The 19491-nt window shown below is 68.8% G+C and carries 19 protein-coding genes, 2 tRNA genes and 1 riboswitch; of the genes, 10 read left to right on the top strand and 11 right to left on the bottom strand.

Annotated features, from left to right (window positions below; all coding sequences use genetic code 11):
- Positions 1-193: 193 nt before the first annotated feature.
- The 5 genes from ACZ6ZD_RS34750 to ACZ6ZD_RS34730 all read right to left on the bottom strand — a co-directional run bounded on the left by ACZ6ZD_RS34750 (position 194) and on the right by ACZ6ZD_RS34730 (position 3769).
- Positions 194-269: transfer RNA gene (locus tag ACZ6ZD_RS34750), tRNA-Glu, on the bottom strand.
- Between the two features lie 77 nt (positions 270-346).
- Positions 347-418 (bottom strand) — tRNA-Gln (locus tag ACZ6ZD_RS34745).
- A 138-nt stretch (positions 419-556) separates the two neighbouring features.
- Complete coding sequence (locus ACZ6ZD_RS34740) at positions 557-1453, bottom strand: lysostaphin resistance A-like protein (RefSeq protein ID WP_465678632.1); 897 nt, start codon at positions 1451-1453, stop codon at positions 557-559.
- Positions 1453-2988, bottom strand: a complete 1536-nt coding sequence (gltX, locus tag ACZ6ZD_RS34735; protein WP_465678631.1) for a glutamate--tRNA ligase — start codon at positions 2986-2988, stop codon at positions 1453-1455. Before gltX ends, ACZ6ZD_RS34740 begins: the two co-directional genes overlap by 1 nt.
- A complete protein-coding gene (locus ACZ6ZD_RS34730; RefSeq protein ID WP_465678629.1) occupies positions 2981-3769 on the bottom strand; it encodes a fumarylacetoacetate hydrolase family protein in 789 nt (262 codons plus the stop codon). Before ACZ6ZD_RS34730 ends, gltX begins: the two co-directional genes overlap by 8 nt.
- A 42-nt stretch (positions 3770-3811) precedes the next feature.
- On the opposite strand from ACZ6ZD_RS34730, the gene ACZ6ZD_RS34725 reads away from it, so the two are divergent.
- From ACZ6ZD_RS34725 to ACZ6ZD_RS34685, 9 genes are all read left to right on the top strand, one after another.
- The gene (locus ACZ6ZD_RS34725; protein ID WP_465678627.1) at positions 3812-4294 is read left to right on the top strand and encodes a GNAT family N-acetyltransferase; all 483 of its coding nucleotides are present in this window, start codon (positions 3812-3814) and stop codon (positions 4292-4294) included.
- Complete coding sequence (locus ACZ6ZD_RS34720) at positions 4291-5145, top strand: 3-methyladenine DNA glycosylase (RefSeq protein ID WP_465678626.1); 855 nt, start codon at positions 4291-4293, stop codon at positions 5143-5145. The genes ACZ6ZD_RS34725 and ACZ6ZD_RS34720 overlap by 4 nt, the downstream gene beginning before the upstream one ends.
- Positions 5146-5207: 62 nt before the next feature.
- Positions 5208-5402 (top strand): hypothetical protein, encoded by a 195-nt coding sequence (locus ACZ6ZD_RS34715; protein ID WP_465678624.1) that lies wholly within the window; start codon positions 5208-5210, stop codon positions 5400-5402.
- Positions 5403-5455: 53 nt separating this feature from the next.
- The gene (locus ACZ6ZD_RS34710; RefSeq protein ID WP_465678622.1) at positions 5456-7366 is read left to right on the top strand and encodes a potassium transporter Kup; all 1911 of its coding nucleotides are present in this window, start codon (positions 5456-5458) and stop codon (positions 7364-7366) included.
- Positions 7367-7432: 66 nt separating this feature from the next.
- Entirely contained in the window at positions 7433-8014 is a 582-nt protein-coding gene (locus tag ACZ6ZD_RS34705) for a DinB family protein (RefSeq protein ID WP_465678621.1), read from the top strand.
- Between the two features lie 57 nt (positions 8015-8071).
- Positions 8072-8183: riboswitch (cobalamin riboswitch) on the top strand.
- A 134-nt stretch (positions 8184-8317) separates the two neighbouring features.
- Positions 8318-11209: a ribonucleoside-diphosphate reductase subunit alpha gene (locus tag ACZ6ZD_RS34700; RefSeq protein WP_465678619.1), complete on the top strand. Its 2892-nt coding sequence runs from the start codon at positions 8318-8320 to the stop codon at positions 11207-11209.
- A complete protein-coding gene (locus tag ACZ6ZD_RS34695) occupies positions 11206-12273 on the top strand; it encodes a ribonucleotide-diphosphate reductase subunit beta (protein ID WP_465678618.1) in 1068 nt (355 codons plus the stop codon). Before ACZ6ZD_RS34700 ends, ACZ6ZD_RS34695 begins: the two co-directional genes overlap by 4 nt.
- Before the next feature lie 143 nt (positions 12274-12416).
- Positions 12417-13346: an oxidoreductase gene (locus tag ACZ6ZD_RS34690; RefSeq protein ID WP_465678616.1), complete on the top strand. Its 930-nt coding sequence runs from the start codon at positions 12417-12419 to the stop codon at positions 13344-13346.
- Positions 13346-13897, top strand: a complete 552-nt coding sequence (locus tag ACZ6ZD_RS34685) for a TetR/AcrR family transcriptional regulator (protein WP_465678614.1) — start codon at positions 13346-13348, stop codon at positions 13895-13897. The genes ACZ6ZD_RS34690 and ACZ6ZD_RS34685 overlap by 1 nt, the downstream gene beginning before the upstream one ends.
- Here the strand turns inward: ACZ6ZD_RS34685 and ACZ6ZD_RS34680 are convergent.
- From ACZ6ZD_RS34680 to ACZ6ZD_RS34655, 6 genes are all read right to left on the bottom strand, one after another.
- On the bottom strand, positions 13884-14138 hold the full coding sequence (locus tag ACZ6ZD_RS34680; protein WP_465678612.1) for a hypothetical protein: 255 nt from the start codon (positions 14136-14138) through the stop codon (positions 13884-13886). The two genes, ACZ6ZD_RS34685 and ACZ6ZD_RS34680, sit on opposite strands and share 14 nt — an antisense overlap.
- Entirely contained in the window at positions 14135-15724 is a 1590-nt protein-coding gene (gene cimA, locus ACZ6ZD_RS34675; protein ID WP_465678610.1) for a citramalate synthase, read from the bottom strand. The genes ACZ6ZD_RS34680 and cimA overlap by 4 nt, the downstream gene beginning before the upstream one ends.
- Before the next feature lie 210 nt (positions 15725-15934).
- The gene (locus ACZ6ZD_RS34670; protein ID WP_465678608.1) at positions 15935-16282 is read right to left on the bottom strand and encodes a hypothetical protein; all 348 of its coding nucleotides are present in this window, start codon (positions 16280-16282) and stop codon (positions 15935-15937) included.
- A gap of 87 nt (positions 16283-16369) precedes the next feature.
- Entirely contained in the window at positions 16370-17458 is a 1089-nt protein-coding gene (locus ACZ6ZD_RS34665; RefSeq protein ID WP_465678606.1) for a branched-chain amino acid aminotransferase, read from the bottom strand.
- A gap of 42 nt (positions 17459-17500) precedes the next feature.
- Complete coding sequence (locus ACZ6ZD_RS34660) at positions 17501-18550, bottom strand: 3-isopropylmalate dehydrogenase (RefSeq protein WP_465678604.1); 1050 nt, start codon at positions 18548-18550, stop codon at positions 17501-17503.
- Positions 18547-18726, bottom strand: a complete 180-nt coding sequence (locus tag ACZ6ZD_RS34655; protein WP_465678602.1) for a hypothetical protein — start codon at positions 18724-18726, stop codon at positions 18547-18549. Before ACZ6ZD_RS34655 ends, ACZ6ZD_RS34660 begins: the two co-directional genes overlap by 4 nt.
- A gap of 123 nt (positions 18727-18849) precedes the next feature.
- On the opposite strand from ACZ6ZD_RS34655, the gene ACZ6ZD_RS34650 reads away from it, so the two are divergent.
- Positions 18850-19416, top strand: coding sequence for an O-methyltransferase (locus ACZ6ZD_RS34650; RefSeq protein WP_465678600.1), 567 nt, complete (start codon positions 18850-18852; stop codon positions 19414-19416).
- The last annotated feature ends 75 nt before the right edge of the window (positions 19417-19491 follow it).

Genomic DNA, 19491 nt, shown 5'->3' with positions numbered 1-19491 from the left:
TATCCCCCCCCCCCCCCCCCCCCCCCCCCCCCCCCCCCGCCACCCCCCCCCCCCCCCCCCCCCCCCCCCCCCCCCCCCCCGCCTCCGAGTAAGCAGTCGCCTTCCGGGCTGGAGTCGTTCAGCCCGGAAGCAGCTCACTCGAACCCCTGGAACGACAAAGACCCCCAACCCGAAGGTTGGGGGTCTTGTTCTCTGGTAGCCCCGACGGGATTCGAACCCGCGCTACCGCCTTGAGAGGGCGGCGTGCTAGGCCGCTACACAACGGGGCCAGAGTTTTGCCGACCGGCCTTGTGAGCCGGGCAACGAGGTTGAACTTTACCGATTTTCATCGGTGCGGTCCAATCCGCTGGGGTACTAGGACTCGAACCTAGACTAACTGAACCAGAATCAGACGGGCTGCCAATTACCCCATACCCCAAAGGCATTTCTTCCTTAAAAACAACACTGCACTGGGTTGGAGAGTTCGTTTCCGCCCTCACCATCCCGGCTCGGAGAGCTTACCCGAGCCAGGTGCGAGACGCCAAAACGGCCCCCGCCGGGCGCGTTGTCACTCCCGTCACATCAGCCTCGGGCCGGGGAGCGGCAGCCGCGCCAAAGGCAGCTCGCTGACCGTTTCGAGCCGCTGCCGCCGGGTCAGCCACAGCGCCAGCGCGCCGAACGCCGCGAACTTCGCGATGTCGAGAATCACCAACGACCACGGCGCACTGGCGGCGCCGAGACTCGATCCGACCGAGTCGGTCAGCGCGGCGTACAGGAACGTGACGACGTTGTTCATCACGTGGACGGCGATCGGCGCCTCGAGCCCGCCGGTACGGATCGCGAGGACGCCGGCGACGACGCCGAACGCGAACCGGTCGAGGAACAACGGCAGGCTCTCCCACGGCCAGACGCCGTGCGCCATCGTGAACAGGACGGTCGTGATCAGCACGATCACGATCGGGCTGCGGAACAGCGCGCCCGCGGCCTGCAGCAGGTAGCCGCGGAAGAAGAACTCCTCGGCGGCGGCCTGGATCGGCGAGGTGAGCAGGACGACGGCGATGATGCCGAACGCGTCCGGCGCGAGGCCGAACTTGTTGTCGTGCAGCAACGTGACGAGGCCGAGCTTGATCACCAGCAACGACAGCAGCTCGCAGGCCAGCGCGGCGGCGGTGAACCAGAGCAACGGCTTCCAGCGCAGCCGGCCGACGACCGAGGACAGCAGCCCCGGCGTCTGCCGGTTCAGCAGCCTGGCCACGCCGACGCTGAGCGGGATCAGCACGATCAGGTAGAGATTCGTGGCCAGCAAGGTGATCCAGGACGTCGTCCCCGGCGGGTCGATGCGGATTCCCCGGGCGGCGCTGAGCACGAGAATGCCCCAGATCGCCCAGCCGACGAAGATCGTCAGCGCGCCGAGGACGACATAGCCCCTCGGCACCACGTCGTTGCGCAGCAGCCGCTGGTACGGCGTCGCCATCAGTACTCCACCACCTTCGCGAGCGCCTGCTCGATCCGGCGCAGGGAAACGTCGCGGCCGAGCAGCTCCAGCGACTCGAACAAGGGCGGCGACACCCGCCGCCCGGAGATCGCGACCCGGACCGGGCCGAACGCGTTCTTGGGTTTGAGGCCGAGCCCGTCGACCAGCGCGGAGCGCAGCGCCGCCTCGATCGCCGGCGTCGTCCACTCGACGTCCGCGAGCGCCTTCGCCGAGGCCGTCAGGACGGCGCCCGCGTCGCCGGTGAGCACCTTGGCCGCGGCGTCCGGGGCGATCTTGAGCTGCGAGCCGGCGAACAGGAAGCCGAGCAGCTCGGCCGATTCGCCGAGCACGTCCATCCGCTCCTGGACCAGCGGGACGGCGGCCCGCAGGACGGCGAGCTGTTCGGCGCTGGGCTCGGCCGGGAGGTAGCCGGCCGCGACCAGGAACGGCAGCGTCCGCTCGGCGAACTCATCGGCCGGCAGCATCCGCATGTGCGCGGCGTTGATCGCCTCGCACTTCTGCTGGTCGAAGCGGGCGGCGTTCGAGTTCACCTTGCGGATGTCGAAGGCCTCGATCATCTCCGCCGTCGTGAACACGTCGCGGTCCTCGGCGATCGACCAGCCGAGCAGGGCCAGGTAGTTGAGCAGGCCCGCGGGCAGGAAGCCCTGCGTCCGGTAGTCGTCCAGGCCGGCGCCCGTGTCGCGTTTCGAGAGCTTCTTGTTGCCCTCGGTGCCCATCACCATCGGCAGGTGCCCGAACCGCGGCGTCCGGCCGCTGCCGATGCCGATCTCGGCGAGCGCCTCGTAGAGCGCGATCTGCCGGGGCGTCGAGGACAGCAGGTCCTCGCCGCGGAGCACGTGGGTGATGTTCATCAGCGCGTCGTCGACCGGATTCACCAGCGGGTACAACGGATAGCCGTTGGCGCGGACGAGCACGTAGTCGCCGAGATTCTCCGGCAGGAAGGTGATCTCACCGCGGACCAGGTCATCGAACACGATCGGGCGATCCGGCATCCGCAGCCGGACGACGGGCCGGCGTCCGGAATCGGCGTACACCTTGGAGTTCTCGGCATCGAGCTCGCGGCAGTGGCCGTCGTACCCGCTGGGCCGGCCGGCCTCGCGGGCGGTCTCGCGGCGCTCGTCGAGCTCGTCCTGCGAGCAGTAGCAGTGATAGGCCTTACCGGCGGCCATCAGCTTGGCGACGACGTCGGCGTACACGTCCATCCGCTCGGACTGCAGGTACGGGCCGAAGTCGCCGCCGGCCTCGGGGCCCTCGTCCCAGGTGAGGCCGAGCCAGCGCAGCGACTCCAGCGTGTAGCCGAGCGCCTCGGGGGTGTTCCGGGCCTGGTCGGTGTCTTCGATCCGGAGCACGAACTTGCCGCCGAAGTGGCGGGCGAAGGCCCAGTTGAACAAGGCGCTGCGAATGTTGCCGACGGTCAGCAGACCGGTCGGCGACGGTGGGAACCGCACCCGGACCTCGTGCGGCGCCAACTCTCCCAGGACGTCTTTGTCACCGGGAGCGGGCCTTTCAGTCACGCACGATCACCCTGTTCGTCAGGGTGCCGAGGCCTTCGACCTCGACCGCGACCTCGTCACCGGGCAGCATCGGCCCGACGCCGGCCGGCGTCCCGGTCAGGACGACGTCCCCCGGCAGCAGCGTGGTGAACGAGGTGATCCAGGCCAGCACCGTGGGGATGTCGAAGATGAACTGCGACGTCCGGCCGTCCTGTTTCAGCTCACCGTTGACGTGCGTGGTGACGCGCAGGTCGGCCGGGTCGAGATCGGTCTCGATCCAGGGGCCGAGCGGGCAGAACGTGTCGTACCCCTTGGCGCGGGCCCACTGCCCGTCGGTCTTCTGCAGGTCGCGCGCGGTCACGTCGTTGCCGATCGTGTAGCCGAAGATCACCTCTTCGGCGCGCTCCTTGGGCAGATCGCGGCAGATCCGGCCGATCACGATGCCCAGCTCGCCCTCGAAGTGCAGGTCGTTGGTCTGCTCGGGGTAGACGATGCCGTCCCGCGGGCCGATCACGCTGGTGTTCGGCTTCAGGAAGATCATCGGCTGCGTGGGCACGTCGTTACCCAGCTCGGCGGCGTGCGCCGCGTAGTTGCGGCCGACGCAGACCACCTTGCTGCGCGGGATCACCGGAGCCAGCAGCCGGACGTCGGCCAGCTGCAGCTTCTCCCCGGTGAACTGCACGGGCCGGTAGAGAGGATCGGAGTCGAGTACGGCGACCGTACCCGTCAGGCCCTCGGGGTCATCGGTCTCGACGACGCCGTACTTGGGCTCGTCGTCCACGGAGAATCTGGCGATACGCACGGGCCCGAGCCTACCGCCGCTACGGAATGAGACAGTGGTGCGGTGACAACGACCATCCGCCCGGCCCGCCCGGAGGAGTACGACGCCGTCGGCGAGCTGACGGTGGCGGCGTACCAGCACGACGGCTTCGTTCGCGGTGAGTACGCGATGACGCTGCGTGCCGCCGCGGACCGGGCCGCGAAGGCGGAGCTGCTGGTCGCCGTCGACGCTTCGGGCCTGCTGGGCACGGTCACCTACTGCCCGCCGGGCTCGGTCTATCGCGAGATCGGGCAGCCCGACGAGGGCGAGTTCCGGATGCTCGGCGTCGCCGGCCGCGCCCGTGGGCTCGGTCTCGGCGTCGCGCTCACCGAGCACTGTGTAGAACGGACCCGCGAGCTCGGCCTGCCCCGGATCGTCCTCAGCACGGCTGTCTACATGACCACCGCGCACCGTATCTACGAGCGCCTCGGTTTCACCCGGCTGCCCGAGCGCGACTGGTCGCCGGTCGCCGGTATCGATCTCTACGCCTACGCGTTGGACCTATGACTGTCATTCCCCTCGCACGCGCCGAGTGGGAGCCCTTGCAACGGACTCACACCACGCGCGTCGACGCCCTCACCGAAGGTCATCTCGAGCGCAAACAGCGCCGCGAGGCGCACCCGGTCGAGGATTTCCTCTTCACCTATTACTCCACCCGCCCCAGCCAGTTGCGGTTCTGGCACCCCGGCCCCGGCGTCCAGCTGCTCGACGCCCCGGAGTACGCCGATCGCCGGGGCTATCTGTACGCCGATGGCGCGGCGACGCTCGATCCGGCCGAGCTGGCCCGGCGGACCGACAGCATCACCTGGATCCGGCGGCTGCTCGCCGCGACGCTCGGCCGGGCGCCCCAGTTCGGGTGTTTCGGGTTGCACGAGTGGGCGATGGTCTACCGGGCGGACGCCGTCCGGCATGAGAAATGGCCGCTCCGATTAGGTGCCGAGGGCACCGATCGGGTCGTCGAGTCGCACAAGATCGGCTGCTCGCACTTCGACGCGTTCCGGTTCTTCACCGCCGAGGCGCGGCCGCTGAACATCCTGCAGCCGACCCGCGACGCGCAGCCGGAGCTCGAACAGGGCGGCTGCCTGCACGCCAACATGGACCTCTACAAGTGGGCCACCAAGCTGTCGCCGTTCACCCCGAGCTCGCTGGTCCTGGAGTGCTTCGAGCTCGCCCGCGACGTCCGCACCCTCGACATGCGCGCCTCCCCTTACGACCTGGCCGCCCTCGGCTACTCCCCCGTCCCGATCGAGACACCCGCCGGTAAAGCCGAGTACGCAGCCGCCCAGCGCACCTTCGCCACCCGCGCCCGCCCCCTCCGCGAGCAACTCATCGCCCTCTGCGACGAGCTTCTACGCTAACCTCGCCACACTCCCCCTCACCTCCTTTCTTTTTCTTTTGCAGTTCTCGCTAACCTCCACCCATGGGAAAGATTGTGGCGATCGCGGCCGGCTTGTTGCTCACGGTGCTCGGCGGCGTGTGGACCTTTCAGGGCCTCGGGTATCTGAAGGGCAGCTCGATGACGGGCTCGTCGTTCTGGGCGATCGTCGGCCCGATCGTTGCGGCCTTCGGCGTTGGTCTGTTGTTCGTCGCGATCCGGGGTCCGCAGAAGCGCTGAGATCGTTGCCCTGACGCCACAAAGCCGTCATTTCCGCGTGCTTCAATGCGAAGGTGACGAGCCAGTCTTCGGGGGCGCGAACCCCGGCCCGGACCGCTTTGCTGATCGGCGCGCTGGGCGTCGTGTTCGGCGATATCGGCACCAGCCCGATCTACACCATCCAGACGATCTTCAATCCCGGTGACCCGCATCCGGTCGAGGTCGCGATCGAGAACGTCTTCGGGATCATCTCGCTGATCTTCTGGGCGGTCACGATCATCGTGACGATCAAGTACGTGCTGCTGGTGCTGCGCGCCGACAACCACGGCGAGGGCGGCATCCTGGCGATGATCACGCTGATCGGCGGCTCGGCCCGCGCCAGCGGGCGCCGGACGACGATCCTGCTGGCCGGGCTCGGCATCTTCGGCGCGTCGCTGTTCTTCGGCGACTCGATGATCACGCCGGCCATCTCGGTCCTGTCGGCGGTCGAGGGCGTGAAGATCGTCCAGCCCGGGCTCGAGCACTGGGTGGTGCCGATCACCGCGGTGATCATCCTCGCCCTGTTCAGCGTGCAGAAGTACGGCAGCGGCCGGATCGGGCGATCCTTCGGGCCGATCATGGTGGTCTGGTTCCTGGCCATCGCGGCCTGCGGGATCGGCGGCATCGTCCAGCATCCCGGCATCCTGAAGGCGCTCTCGCCGACGTACGCGCTCGGCTTCCTGACCGGTCACTTCGGGACGGCGTTCTTCGCGCTGGCCGCCGTCGTGCTGGCGATCACCGGCGCCGAGGCCCTGTACGCCGACCTCGGGCACTTCGGCCGCAGTCCGATCACCCGGGCCTGGCTGTTCCTCGTCTTCCCGGCCTGCATCCTCAGCTACCTCGGCCAGGGCGCGCTCGTTCTGGAGGACCCGAACGGTTTCACCAGCCCGTTCTTCCTGCTGGTGCCGGAGTGGGGCCGGATCCCGATGGTGCTGCTCGCGACCGCCGCGACCGTGATCGCCTCCCAGGCCGTCATCACCGGCGCCTTCTCGGTCGCGCACCAGGCCGTCCAGCTCGGGTACCTGCCGCGGCTGCGGATCCAGTACACCTCGACCGAGACCGCCGGCCAGATCTACGTCCCGTGGGTGAACTGGGCGCTGATGATCGCCGTCCTGACGCTGGTCTTCGCGTTCGAGACGTCGGCGGCGCTCGCCTTCGCCTTCGGGATGGCGGTCACCGGCACGATCGTCATCAACTCGCTGCTGTTCTTCTACATCGTCCGCAAGCAATGGCGGAAGCCGTTGTGGCTGGTCATCCTGGGCGTGGCGTTCTTCCTCAGTATCGAGCTGCTCTTCCTCGGCGCGAACCTGACCAAGTTCGTGCACGGCGCCTGGCTGCCGCTGCTGATCGCGCTGACGGTGTTCGCCGTCCTCACCACCTGGCAGCAGGGCCGCCAGCTCGTCACCGCCAAACGCGAACGCGAAGAGGGCCCGTTGCCGGAGTTCATCGAGGCGCTGCGCGAGCGGCCGATCACCCGCGTCGACGGCACGGCCGTCTTCCTGAACCGCGGCAAGACCACCGTCCCGCTGGCGATGCGGGCCAACGTCGAGCACAACCACGTGCTGCACAAGAACGTCGTCATCCTCGCCCTCGAGACCCTCACCGTCCCGCACGCCCCCGAGGCCGACCGCATCCTCGTCGACGACCTCGGCCACACCGACGACGGCATCGTCCACGTCACCGCCCGCCTCGGCTACGTCGAGACCGCGAACGTCCCCGAGATCCTCGAAACCGCCGCCGCCCAGTCCTCCGAGCTCACCCTCGACCTCGCCGACACCTCCTACTTCCTGTCCGCCATCGAGCTCAAACTAGGCGACAACCCCGGCCTCCCCCGCTGGCGCAAACGCCTCTTCCTCGCCACCACCGCCATCACCGCCGACGCCGCCGACTACTTCGGCCTCCCCCGCGACCGAACCGTCATCGTCGGCTCCCAGATCACCGTCTGACCCACGTTGACTTCGACTCCCCTCCCGAGTCACAATCGAACATCTGTTCGAGATGAGGGGATCGGGATGCCGGAGTCGTTCGACTGGGAGATTCTGCAGCGGCCGTCGGGGATGGCGATGGTACGGGGGCAGTTGGGGTTCAGTTGGATGGTGCTGGCGGGGCGGTTGGCGCGGTTGACGGACGAGGAGTACTTCTGGCGGCCGGGCGGGGAGGCGCTGAGTGTGGTGCGGCGGCATTACAGCGGCGGGTTCCGGGCGCTGGGGTCGGGTGAGTGGGTGGCGCAGTGGCCGGATGAGCCGGATCATCGGGGGCCGCGTACGATCGCCTGGCTGATCGCTCATCTGACCGAGATGTTCTTCGAGCGGTGGGAGTGGACGTTCGGGGCGAAGGAGCAGAGCCGGGCGGACATCACCCTGCACGGGAACGCCCAGGACGCCGTCGCGTGGCTGACGTACTGGGTCGAGGCCTGGCAGGCGGGGATCGCAGCGCTCCCGGAGGAGCAGGTGCTGGCGGTGGGGCTGAGTCAGGCCACCGAGCTGGACGCCGGCGAGCCGTTCGGACACGTCGCGTTACGACTCAACCGCGAGCTGATTCATCACGGATCAGAGATCATGACGTTACAGGATCTGTATGGCGCCGCCGCCTGAGAACCACATCATGTGCTGCACGGCGTGTCGGTTAACACTAGATGTTGTGGCCGCCTTAGAGTCTTCCTCGCTGGCGGTCAGGGGAATCCGGTGCAACTCCGGAGCTGCCCCGCAACGGTGAGCGGAGAAGTCCGCGAGTCCGAATACCTGCCGTCGGCGCGTGCACCGCCGGTGCACGCGGTCCGAGACCTCGAGGGCGGGTCGCAGGGCGCGATGGCAGCTACACCGGCCGGTGCTGTCGTCTCGTCGTGCGCTTTCTCTCCAGGGTCGCGGTCTTCCGAACGCGCAGGGAGAGAAGCTTCTGTGACCATCGCCTCCACATCCCGATCGGCGGCCGACGCCGACGAGCGGAACCAGCTGACCGTCGTCCGCCGCGATGGAAGTAACACCGCTTTCGACGCGACCAAGATCTCGGTCGCCGTCACGAAGGCGTTCCTGGCCGTCGAGGGTAACGACGCCGGCGCCACCCACCGGGTCCGCGACCTGGTGACCGATCTGACCGGCCGGGTCGTCGACGCGCTGACGAGTCGCGGTGACGCGCGCCGCAGCATCCAGGTCGAGGACATCCAGGACCAGGTCGAGCTCGCTCTGATGCGCGCGGGAGAGCATCAGGTCGCCCGGGCCTACGTCCTGTACCGCGAGGAGCGGACCAAGGCGCGGACGCCGTCCGACGCCGCCGGGATCGCGACGAAACCCGCGCTGTCGGTCCGCCAGGCCGACGGCAGCCGCGTGCCGCTGGACGTCGAGCGCCTCCGGGTGATCGTCGCCGAGGCCGCCGCCGGGCTGGACTCGGTCGACCCCGAGCAGATCCTGAACGAGACCATCGGCTCCTGCTACGACGGCATCGCGCAGCACGAGGTCGAGCTGGCGCTGGTGATGGCCGCCCGCTCGTACGTCGAGACCGAGCCGCAGTACAGCTTCGCCGCCGCCCGCCTGCTGCTGGACCAGATCCGCCGCGAGGCGCTCGGTCGCGTGCACGGCGAGCCGCGCCAGGCCAGCCAGGCCGACATGGACACGGCGTACGCCGAGTTCTTCCCGCGGTACATCGCGACCGGTATCGAGGCCGGCCTGCTCGACCCGGAGCTGGCGAACTTCGACCTGGCCAAGCTGGCCGCCGCGATCCGCCCCGAGCGCGACCTGAACTTCGCCTTCCTCGGCCTGCAGACCCTCTACGACCGCTACCTGCTGCACATCGACAAGGTGCGCTTCGAGCTGCCGCAGGCGTTCTTCCTGCGGGTCGCGATGGGGATGGCGCTGCGCGAGGACGACCGCGAGGCCCGCGCGATCCAGTTCTACGAGCTGCTCAGCTCGTTCCGCTTCATGTCGTCGACGCCGACGCTGTTCAACTCCGGCACCACCCGGCCGCAGCTGTCGTCGTGCTTCCTGACCACGGTGGACGACGACCTGTCCGGCATCTTCAACGGCATCCGCAACAACGCGCTGCTGGCCAAGTACTCCGGCGGCCTGGGCAACGACTGGACGCCGGTGCGCGGGATCGGCGCCAAGATCCGCGGGACCAACGGCGAGTCCCAGGGCGTCGTCCCGTTCCTGAAGATCGCCAACGACACGGCCGTCGCGGTCAACCAGGGCGGGAAGCGCAAGGGCGCCGTCTGCGCGTACCTCGAGACCTGGCACATGGACATCGAGGAGTTCCTCGACCTGCGCAAGAACACCGGTGACGAGCGCCGCCGGACGCACGACATGAACACCGCGAACTGGGTGCCGGACCTGTTCCTGCAGCGGGTCGAGGCCGACGGCCAGTGGACGCTGTTCTCCCCCGACGAGGTCCCGGACCTGCACGACAAGTTCGGCGCCGACTTCAAGGCGGCGTACGAGGGGTACGAGGCGGCCGCCGAGCGCGGTGAGATCCGGGTCTTCCGCCGGGTCCGCGCGATCGACCTGTGGCGCCGGATGCTGACCGTGCTCTTCGAGACCGGCCACCCGTGGATCACCTTCAAGGACCCGTGCAACCTGCGCTCCCCGCAGCAGCACGACGGCGTCGTCCACTCGTCGAACCTGTGCACCGAGATCACGCTGAACACCACGGTCGACGAGACCGCGGTCTGCAACCTCGGCTCGGTCAACCTGGTCGCGCACCTGACCGAGACCGGCCTGGACGGCGACCTTCTCCGCGACACGGTCAAGACCGCCGTCCGGATGCTCGACAACGTCATCGACGTGAACTTCTACACCACCCCGGAGTCGGAGCGCGCCAACCAGCGGCACCGCCCGGTCGGCCTCGGCCTGATGGGTTTCGCGGACGCGCTGTTCCAGCTCCGCATCCCCTACAGCTCGGACGCCGCCGTCCGCTTCGCCGACGAGTCGATGGAGCAGATCAGCTACCACGCGATCGACGCCTCCAGCGACCTCGCCGCCGAGCGCGGCCGCTACTCGACGTACGACGGCTCGCTGTGGAGCAAGGGCGTGCTGCCGATCGACTCGCTGGACATCCTCCGGCAGGCGCGCAACGGCGACATCTTCCTGGACGAGTCCACGACGCTCGACTGGGACGCCCTGCGGGCGAAGGTGCTCCGCGACGGGATGCGGAACTCGAACGTGATGGCGATCGCGCCGACCGCGACGATCTCCAACATCGCCGGCGTCAGCCAGTCGATCGAGCCGACGTACAGCAACCTGTTCGTGAAGTCGAACATGTCCGGTGAGTTCACGGTCGCGAACCCGTACCTGGTCGCCGACCTGAAGGCGCGCGGGCTCTGGGACCAGGTGATGGTCTCCGACCTCAAGTACCACGACGGCATCCTGACCAGCATCGACCGCATCCCGGCCGACCTGCGCGAGCTGTACGCGACGGCGTTCGAGATCGACCCGCTGTGGCTGATCAAGGCCGCGTCGCGCCGGCAGAAGTGGATCGACCAGGCCCAGTCGCTGAACCTCTACATGGCGTCTCCGTCGGGCAAGGCGCTCGACGAGCTGTACCGCAACGCCTGGCGCTACGGGCTGAAGACGACGTACTACCTGCGCTCGCAGTCGGCCACCCACGTCGAGAAGTCGACACTGCAGGGCACCGACGGCAAGCTGAACGCCGTCTCGGCCACCATCGCGGCCGAGGTTCCGGCCGCCGTCCCGGCGATCGTCCCGGAGACCAAGCCTTCGGTCATCGACGACACCCCGCTGGGCGAACCGACCGGAGCGATCTGCTCACTCGAAGACCCGGACTGCGAGGCCTGCCAGTGACCACCACCGACAACGCGACCGGACTCGGCTCGATCTCGGTCGGCGCCGCCCGGATCGACGTCTCCGACAAGGCGATGATCAACGCCCGCGCGGACGTGAACCAGCTGCTCCCGCTGAAGTACAAGTGGGCCTGGGAGAAGTACCTGAACGCCTGTAACAACCACTGGATGCCGACCGAGGTGTCCATGCAGGCCGATATCGCGCTCTGGAAGTCGAACGACGGCCTGACCGAGGACGAGCGGCTGATGCTGAAGCGCAACCTGGGCTTCTTCGCGACCGCGGAGTCCCTGGTCGCGAACAACATCGTGCTGGCCGTCTACCGGCAGCTGACCAACCCCGAGTGCCGGCAGTACCTGCTGCGCCAGGCGTTCGAGGAGGCCGTGCACACGCACACCTTCCAGTACATCTGCACCTCGCTCGGGCTGGACGAGGGCGAGCTGTTCAACATGTACCGCGAGGTCCCGTCGATCTCCGACAAGGACGCCTGGGCGCTCAAGTACACCCAGCACCTCGAGGACCCGGACTTCAAGACCGGTACGCCGGAGTCCGACACCGCGTTCCTGCGCGACCTGATCGCGTTCTACGTGGTCTTCGAGGGCATGTGGTTCTACACCGGGTTCGCGCAGATCCTCTCGCTCGGCCGGCGGAACAAGATGGTCGGTATCGCGGAGCAGTACCAGTACATCCTGCGCGACGAGTCGATCCACCTGAACTTCGGTATCGACTGCATCAACCAGATCAAGCAGGAGAACCCGCACCTGTGGACGGAGGCCTTCCAGGCCGAGGTCCGCCAGATGCTCACCGAGGCCTGCGAGCTCGAGGTCGCCTACGGCCGCTCCACCATGCCCAACGGCATGCTCGGCCTGACCGCCGACCTCTGCGAGCAGTACATGCACTTCATCACCGACCGCCGGGCCGAGCAGATCGGCCTCGCCCCGATCTTCGGTGAGACCCGCAACCCGTTCGGCTGGATGTCCGAAGTCATGGACCTCAAGAAGGAGAAGAACTTCTTCGAGACCCGCGTCATCGAGTACCAGTCGTCCACCGGCCTGAGCTGGGACTGACGAGAAGACAACCCGTCGGCGGCAGCCCTGTCTGCCGACGGGTGAGGGGTCGGACGGTGCCCGCCGTCCGGCCCCGTTCTGCTGTCCGGCCACCTGTGCTAGATTGAATGAACGTTCATTCGGCGAGCGATTCGAGGTGTGCGATGAGCTGGAGCACGAGCAGCATTCCGGACCAGCGCGGGCGGACGGCGGTGGTGACGGGCGCGAACGGCGGGTTGGGGCTGGTGACCGCGCGGGAGCTGGCGGCGAAGGGCGCGCATGTGGTGATGGCGGTGCGCAACCAGCAGAAGGCCGCTGCCGCGGTCGACGAGATCCGGGCCACCGTGCCCAGTGCGTCGCTGGAGCTGGTCGCGCTCGATCTGTCGGCGCAGGAGTCCGTGCGGACGGCGGCCGCCCAGATCCTCGACGCGCACGGCCGCATCGATCTGCTGGTCAACAATGCGGGCGTGATGGCGATCTCCGAGGCGCGGACGGTCGACGGTTTCGAGATGCAGTTCGGCGTCGACCACTTGGGCCACTGGAGCCTGACCGCGCTGTTGCTCCCGGCCTTGCTGCGGACGCCGGGCTCCCGCGTGGTCACCGTGACGAGTACGGCCCACCACATGGGCCGCGCCGTCGACGTGGACAACCCGCATCTCGACGGCCGCTACGGCGCCTGGCGCGCGTACGGCCAGGCGAAGCTCGCGAACTTCCACTTCGGGCTCGGGTTACAGCGTGAGCTGGCGCGGACGGGCGCGCTGACGGCGAGCCTGATTGCGCATCCGGGGCTGTCCGACACCGACCTGCAGACGGTCAGTGTCGAGGGTTCGGGCGGCGGGTTCACGCAGCGGCTCGCGCACGCCGCGACCCGGCTGACCGGTATGTCCGCCGAAGGCGGCGCACTCCCCCAGTTGCGCGCGGCAACCGATCCGGCGGCCAAGGGCGGCGAGTTCTACGGCCCGCTGTTCGTCAACAACGGCGCGCCGGTCCGGAAGCCGGTGCTGCGCCGGCTCGGGATGGACCGAGCCATCGCGAAGCTCTGGGCCGTGTCCGAGCGCGAGACCGGTGTCGCCCTCGACCTGACCGCCGTCTGATGGCCGATCGAGCCGCCGCCGTCCGCGCCGGTCTGCGGACTGTTGTCGCGGGCAACGGATTTCACGGCGCGTCGATGAGCGCCGTCGCGCGGGAGGCCGGGGTGGCGACCGGTACGGCGTACACCTACTACGCCTCAAAGGACGAGGTGGTGCTGGCCGCGTACTGCGAGACCAAGGCTGCGCTCGGCGACGCTGCGACGGCCGGTCTGGATCCGGCGCTACCGCCGGATGAGCGGTTCCGCGCGCTTTGGCTGGCGTGCTACGAGTATCTGCGGGCGAATCCGACCCATGCACAGTTCCTCTTGCAGGTGGAGCATTCGCCGTACCGCGGGCCTGCGCACGACGCCGCGATGCGTAACACCGGCGACCCGCTGCTGGCGCAGGTTGCCCAGCCCGATCTCGCTGAGCGGCTGCGGCCGCTGCCGGTCGACGTCCTGTACGAGCTTGCGCTCAGCCCGGCGATCCGCCTGGCCGCCGGCGGCCTCGAGCTGACCCAGGATCAGCTCGACGAGGTCGCCGACGGTTGCTGGCGGGCCGTCAGTCGATCGTGACGTCGAGGACGCCGATCACCTTCTCCAGCCGGGCGGCGACCCGGCCGGCGTCGAAGCCGTTGCCCGCGACAACGATGCGCAGGGTGCGGGTCTCCAGACAGAGGGCGAGCTGACGGACGTCGTACGGGTTCAGCATGACGGCGATCCGCGCGAGCATCCCCTCGACCTCGACGATCTCGGCGGTGAAGACGGTGGCGGCGGCCTGCGTGACCGTGGCGGGCGCATCCAGGACGGCGGTCATCGGGCCACCTCCTGGTGACGCAGCAGACCGAAGGTGAAACCGTCCACGAGGGCCTCCCAAGAAGCTTCGACGATGTTGTGGCCGACGCCGACCGTGACCCAGGAGCCTTCGCCGTCAGCGGTCTCGATCAGGACTCTGATCACGGCGTCCGTCCCGTGGCCCTGGTCGAGGATGCGGACCTTGTAGTCGACCAGCTCGAACTTGTTCACCGCCGGGTAGGCGCGCTCGATCGCGGACCGCAGCGCGTGGTCGAGGGCGTTGACCGGGCCGTTGCCCTCACCGGTGACGACCTCCCGCTCCCCCGCGGCGACCAGTTTCACGGTCGCCTCCGAAACCGCCTCGCCGTCCGCGCGGGACTCGGTGATCACCCGCCAGGACTCGACGTCGAAGTACGACGTCCGCGCACCGCTCACCTCCTCGGTGAGCAGCAGTGAGAACGACGCGTCGGCGGCCTCGAAGGTGTAACCGCGGGACTCCATCTCCTTGACCCGCTCGGTGACCCGGCCGACGACGTCCCGGTCGTCGCCGAGCTCGAAGCCGAGCTCGCGGCCCTTGAGCTCGATACTCGCCCGGCCGGCCATCTCCGAGACGAGCATCCGCATGTCGTTGCCGACCCGGGCCGGATCCGTGTGCTGGTAGAGATCCGGGTCGACCTTGATCGCGCTGGCGTGCAGCCCCGCCTTGTGGGCGAAGGCGGACAGACCGACGTACGGCGCCCTGTTCGAAGGCGGCACGTTCGTCACTTCGGCGATCGCGTGCGCGATCCGGAACGCGTCGGCGAGTTTGCCCGCCGGCAGCAGCTCCATCTCGCGCTTGAGCTCCAGGTTGGCCACGACCGCGAGCAGATCGGCGTTACCGGTACGCTCGCCGTACCCGTTGATCGTGCCCTGGACGTGCGTCACGCCGGCCTCGACCGCGGCGATCGAGTTCGCCACGGCGCAGCCGCCGTCGTTGTGGGCGTGGATCCCGAGCCGCGCGCCGGTGCTCTCCAGGACGTCGCGGACGACGTCCTGAAGCTCGCGCGGCAGCGTCCCGCCGTTGGTGTCGCAGAGGGCGACGACGTCCGCGCCGGCCTCGGCCGAGACCCGGACGACCTCCAGCGCGTAGGCCCGGTTGGCGCGGTAGCCGTCGAAGAAGTGCTCGGTGTCGAGGAAGACCCGCTGGCCGTGCTCGCGCAGGTGCCGGATCGTGTCGGCGACCATCCGCAGGTTCTCGTCCAGGGTCGTCCGCAGGGCGCGCTCGACATGCGCATCGTGGCTCTTGGCAACCAATGTCACGACCGCGGCGCCGGAGTCGCGCAGCGCGGCGACCTGTGGGTCGTCGGCCGCGGTCGCACCCGGCTTACAGGTCGCGCCGAAGGCCGCGAAGGTCGCGTTCCGCAGGTGCAGTTCCGTCCGCGCCCGCTCGAAGAACTCGGTGTCCTTCGGGACGGCGCCCGGCCAGCCGCCCTCGATGAACCCGACGCCCAAGTCGTCCAAGTGCTGCGCGATGGCGATCTTGTCGGCCACGGACAGCGCCAGACCCTCCTGCTGCGCGCCGTCGCGCAGGGTCGTGTCGTAGACGTGGAAGTCGTCCGAGATGCTCATGATCGAGGCCTTCCGGTGGGGCTGGCGAGTCCGTATCGGGCAAACAAAAAACCTCCCGCATGGTGCGAGAGGTCTGCGCGCTCAGGTACTGCAGGCTGAGCGCGCCTAGGGAATAATCACCCGGTGGTTGAACATGTTGTTTCGAAGTCTGCCACACAAAGTCCACGAGATGGCGGTAGCGTCTCGCATCACGAACATCCGGTACTCGGTTCAGTACTGCGGAGTAGCCCAGAGTTCAGCCGACTCGTCCCAGGCGGCGTAGAAGTCCTCCCGGGTCAGCTCGCGGACGCCCCACGCGTCGCGATCGAAGGCCCGGTCGGTGAGCATGCCCTCGTCGTCCTCGACCCGCTGCCACCAGTAGCGGGTGATCTCGCCGTCCTCCCGGACGCCGAGCTGCCGGACGACGACCCACTCGCGCTCGTGCCAGACGGCCTCGTACAGCCAGTCCGTCCCGTCGTCGGCGGCCAGCGCGCCGTACGTCCGCGGCGCCGTCCCTCGATCCAGCTCCCGGATCAGATCCGCGTAGAACGTCTGGACGTCGTTCGGCCGGCTGCTCATGGCAACCGACCCTATCGGGACCGACTGAGAGGAACCTGTGAAAGCAGAAGCCTCCCCGGCAGACACCGGGGAGGCTTCGCGACGGACTCAGGAAACGCGGGTCATCCAGTTGTGCGGGTCGGCGGCGCGGCCGTACTGGACGTCCAGCAGGGCGCCGCGGACGGCGGTCGTCACCGGGCCGCTGGTGCCGTCGGCCACCTGGACCTCGCCGTCCTTCCACTTCAGGGAGGCGACCGGCGTGATGACGGCGGCCGTCCCGCAGGCGAAGACCTCGCGGATCTTGCCGGACGCCGCACCCTCGCGCCACTCGTCGACCGACACCTTGCGCTCGGTCACCGGGTGGCCGAGGTCGGTGACGAGTTTGAGGATGGAGTCCCGGGTGACGCCCTCGAGGATGGTGCCGGACAGCTCCGGCGTGACGACGGAGTTGTCGTCGAGGACGAAGTACAGGTTCATCCCGCCGAGCTCTTCGACCCACTGCTTCTCGATCGCGTCCAGGAACGCGACCTGGTCGCAGCCCTGCTCGATCGCCTCGGCCTGGGCCAGCAGCGAGGCGGCGTAGTTGCCGCCGGTCTTGGCCGCGCCCGTGCCGCCGGGGGCAGCGCGGGTGTACTCCTCGCTCAGCCAGATCCGGACCGGCTTCACGCCGCCGCTGAAGTACGACCCGGCGGGTGACGCGATCACGCAGTACGTCACCTGGGCCGACGGGCGGACGCCGAGGAACGGGTCCGAGCCGAACATGAACGGGCGCAGGTAGAGCGACGTCTCGCCGCCGCTCGGCACCCAGGCCTGGTCCAGCTCGACGAGCCGGTGGACCGACTCCAGGAACGCCGCCTCGGGCAGCTCCGGCAGCGCGAGCCGGCGGGCCGACTTGGCGAACCGGGCCGCGTTGGCCTCGGGGCGGAACAGGTGGATCGAGTCGTCGGGGTGCCGGTAGGCCTTCATCCCCTCGAAGATGGTCTGGGCGTAGTGGAACACCGCGGTCGCCGGAGACAGCTCCAGCGGCCCGTAGGCGGTGATCCGCGCGTCGTGCCAGCCCTCGTCCTTGGTCCACGTGGCGATCGCCATGTGGTCGGAGAAGTTCTGCCCGAACCCCGGGTTCGCCAGGGTCTGGGCGCGCTGGTCGTCGCTGGCCGGTCGGGTGTTCGGCTCGACGGAGAACTCAAAGGCGCTCATGACCGCACCGTACCTCTTGAATGACTGGTCATGCGAGGCTGCTCAGCCGGCCGCGCGCTTGGCGATCGCGTCGCCGATCTCGGCCGTCGTCCGGACGCTGCCGGTGCGCTCCTCGATATCCGCGGTGACGGCGTCCTCGATGGCGCGGGCCGCGGCCGGCAGGCCGAGGTGCTCCAGCAGCAGGGCGGCGGACAGGATCGCGGCGGTCGGGTCGGCCTTCTGCTGGCCCGCGATGTCCGGCGCGGAGCCGTGTACCGGCTCGAACATGCTCGGGGCCGTCCGGTCCGGGTTGATGTTGCCGCTGGCGGCCAGCCCGATCCCGCCCGAGATCGCCGCGGCGAGGTCGGTGATGATGTCGCCGAACAGGTTGTCGGTGACGATCACGTCGAACCGCGCCGGGTCGGTGACCAGGAAGATCGTGGCGGCGTCCACGTGCAGGTAGTCGACGGCGATCTCGGGGAAGTCGGCCTTGACCTTCTCCACCGTCCGCGTCCAGAGGTGACCGGCGTGCACGAGCACGTTGTTCTTGTGGACGAGCGTGAGCTTCTTGCGCGGCCGCGCCTGGGCCCGCGCGAACGCGTCCCGGACGACGCGCTCCACGCCGTACGCCGTGTTCACCGACACCTCGGTCGCGATCTCGGCCGGCGTCCCGACCCGCAGGGCGCCGCCGTTGCCGACGTACGGGCCCTCGGTGCCCTCGCGGACGACGACGAAGTCGACCTCACCCGGGTTCGCCAGCGGCGAGCCGACCGACGGGTAGATCTTCGACGGCCGCAGGTTGACGTAGTGGTCGAGGGTGAAGCGGAGCTTGAGCAGCAGACCGCGCTCGAGGACGCCGGACGGGACGGTCGGGTCGCCGACGGCGCCGAGCAGGATCGCGTCGTGTTTGCGAATCTCCTCGAGCTCGGCGTCCGGCAGGGTCTCGCCGGTGGCGTGCCAGCGCTTGGCGCCGAGGTCGTACTCGGTCCGCTCGAACGTCACGCCGTGCTGGGCGGCCACCGCGTCGAGGACCTTGAGCGCCTCGGTGGTGACCTCCGGACCGATCCCGTCCCCGGGAACGACGGCCAGCGTGAAGTTCTTCTTGTCGCTCACTTCTTGGGTTCTCCCCCGTTGTCGCGGCGGTTCATGGCCTCTTGGACAGCCTTGACCTCGGCACTGGCCGGCCGGGACGGCTTACGGCGGCGCGCCGCCTTCCGCTCGCGGCCGTCGATCGCGGGCCAATTGGCTGGATACATGTCGTACATGCTGCACTCTCCCCGGTTGGACATGGGCGGCAGGATGAGCCCGAATTTACTCTGGCATGCGACTATTTCGCCACCATGCGGGCATCAGGTCCCAATATGTGAGATACCAGTGCTGGTACTGGACCGCGGCTGTGCAACTCTCAACCGGTGAGCGCTCCTCCAGAACTGCCGCCGCTGGTTTCCGCGGCCCTCAGCCTCTCCGGACGCCGGGGATTCGTCAGCTCCACCCGGAACGAGACGGGCCGCCTGCTGGCCAGCCTGGCCGCGTCCAAGACCGGCCTGCTCGGCGAGCTCGGCACCGGCTGCGGCGTCGGCTCGGCCTGGTTGCGCAGCGGCGCCAACGAGGGCACCAAGATCGTCACCGCCGAGAGCGACCCCCAGCTCGCCCAGGTCGTCGCCGAGCTCTTCGCCGACGACGAGCGGATCGAGGTCGTCTCCGCCGACTGGACGGCGCTCATCGAGCGCGGCCCCTTCCAGCTCCTGTTCGTCGACGCCCGCGAGGCCAAACTCTCCGCCCGCGACGTCATCGCCGACGTCGTCGAACCCGGCGGCTTCGTCGTCCTCGACGACTTCACCCCCTCCGCCGTCTGGCCCCCCATGTACGAAGGCCGCGTCGACACCCTCCGCCAGGAATGGCTCATGGACCCCCGCTTCACCACCGTCGAGGTCATGGTCGCCCCCGACGCCGCCGTCCTCCTCGCCACCCGCCGCTAGACATGGGTCGGGCCCGGACACTTGGGTCCGGGCCCTGACCAGCCACCATGCGCCTGCGGGTGGCTGGCTACCTGT

This window comes from Kribbella sp. NPDC104218 (assembly GCF_055584105.1).
The sequence above is the reverse complement of the archived record's forward strand: the minus strand, read 5'-3'. Positions and strand labels throughout refer to the sequence as shown.

What these genes read in the sequence shown, in the direction of transcription:
- ACZ6ZD_RS34740 (WP_465678632.1), bottom strand. Translation starts at nt 1,453, where the DNA reads ATGGCGACGCCGTACCAGCGGCTGCTGCGCAACGACGTGGTGCCGAGG.
- ACZ6ZD_RS34720 (WP_465678626.1), top strand. Translation starts at nt 4,291, where the DNA reads ATGACTGTCATTCCCCTCGCACGCGCCGAGTGGGAGCCCTTGCAACGG.
- ACZ6ZD_RS34715 (WP_465678624.1), top strand. Translation starts at nt 5,208, where the DNA reads ATGGGAAAGATTGTGGCGATCGCGGCCGGCTTGTTGCTCACGGTGCTC.
- ACZ6ZD_RS34705 (WP_465678621.1), top strand. Translation starts at nt 7,433, where the DNA reads ATGCCGGAGTCGTTCGACTGGGAGATTCTGCAGCGGCCGTCGGGGATG.
- ACZ6ZD_RS34690 (WP_465678616.1), top strand. Translation starts at nt 12,417, where the DNA reads ATGAGCTGGAGCACGAGCAGCATTCCGGACCAGCGCGGGCGGACGGCG.
- ACZ6ZD_RS34685 (WP_465678614.1), top strand. Translation starts at nt 13,346, where the DNA reads ATGGCCGATCGAGCCGCCGCCGTCCGCGCCGGTCTGCGGACTGTTGTC.
- ACZ6ZD_RS34680 (WP_465678612.1), bottom strand. Translation starts at nt 14,138, where the DNA reads ATGACCGCCGTCCTGGATGCGCCCGCCACGGTCACGCAGGCCGCCGCC.
- cimA (WP_465678610.1), bottom strand. Translation starts at nt 15,724, where the DNA reads ATGAGCATCTCGGACGACTTCCACGTCTACGACACGACCCTGCGCGAC.
- ACZ6ZD_RS34670 (WP_465678608.1), bottom strand. Translation starts at nt 16,282, where the DNA reads ATGAGCAGCCGGCCGAACGACGTCCAGACGTTCTACGCGGATCTGATC.
- ACZ6ZD_RS34665 (WP_465678606.1), bottom strand. Translation starts at nt 17,458, where the DNA reads ATGAGCGCCTTTGAGTTCTCCGTCGAGCCGAACACCCGACCGGCCAGC.
- ACZ6ZD_RS34655 (WP_465678602.1), bottom strand. Translation starts at nt 18,726, where the DNA reads ATGTCCAACCGGGGAGAGTGCAGCATGTACGACATGTATCCAGCCAAT.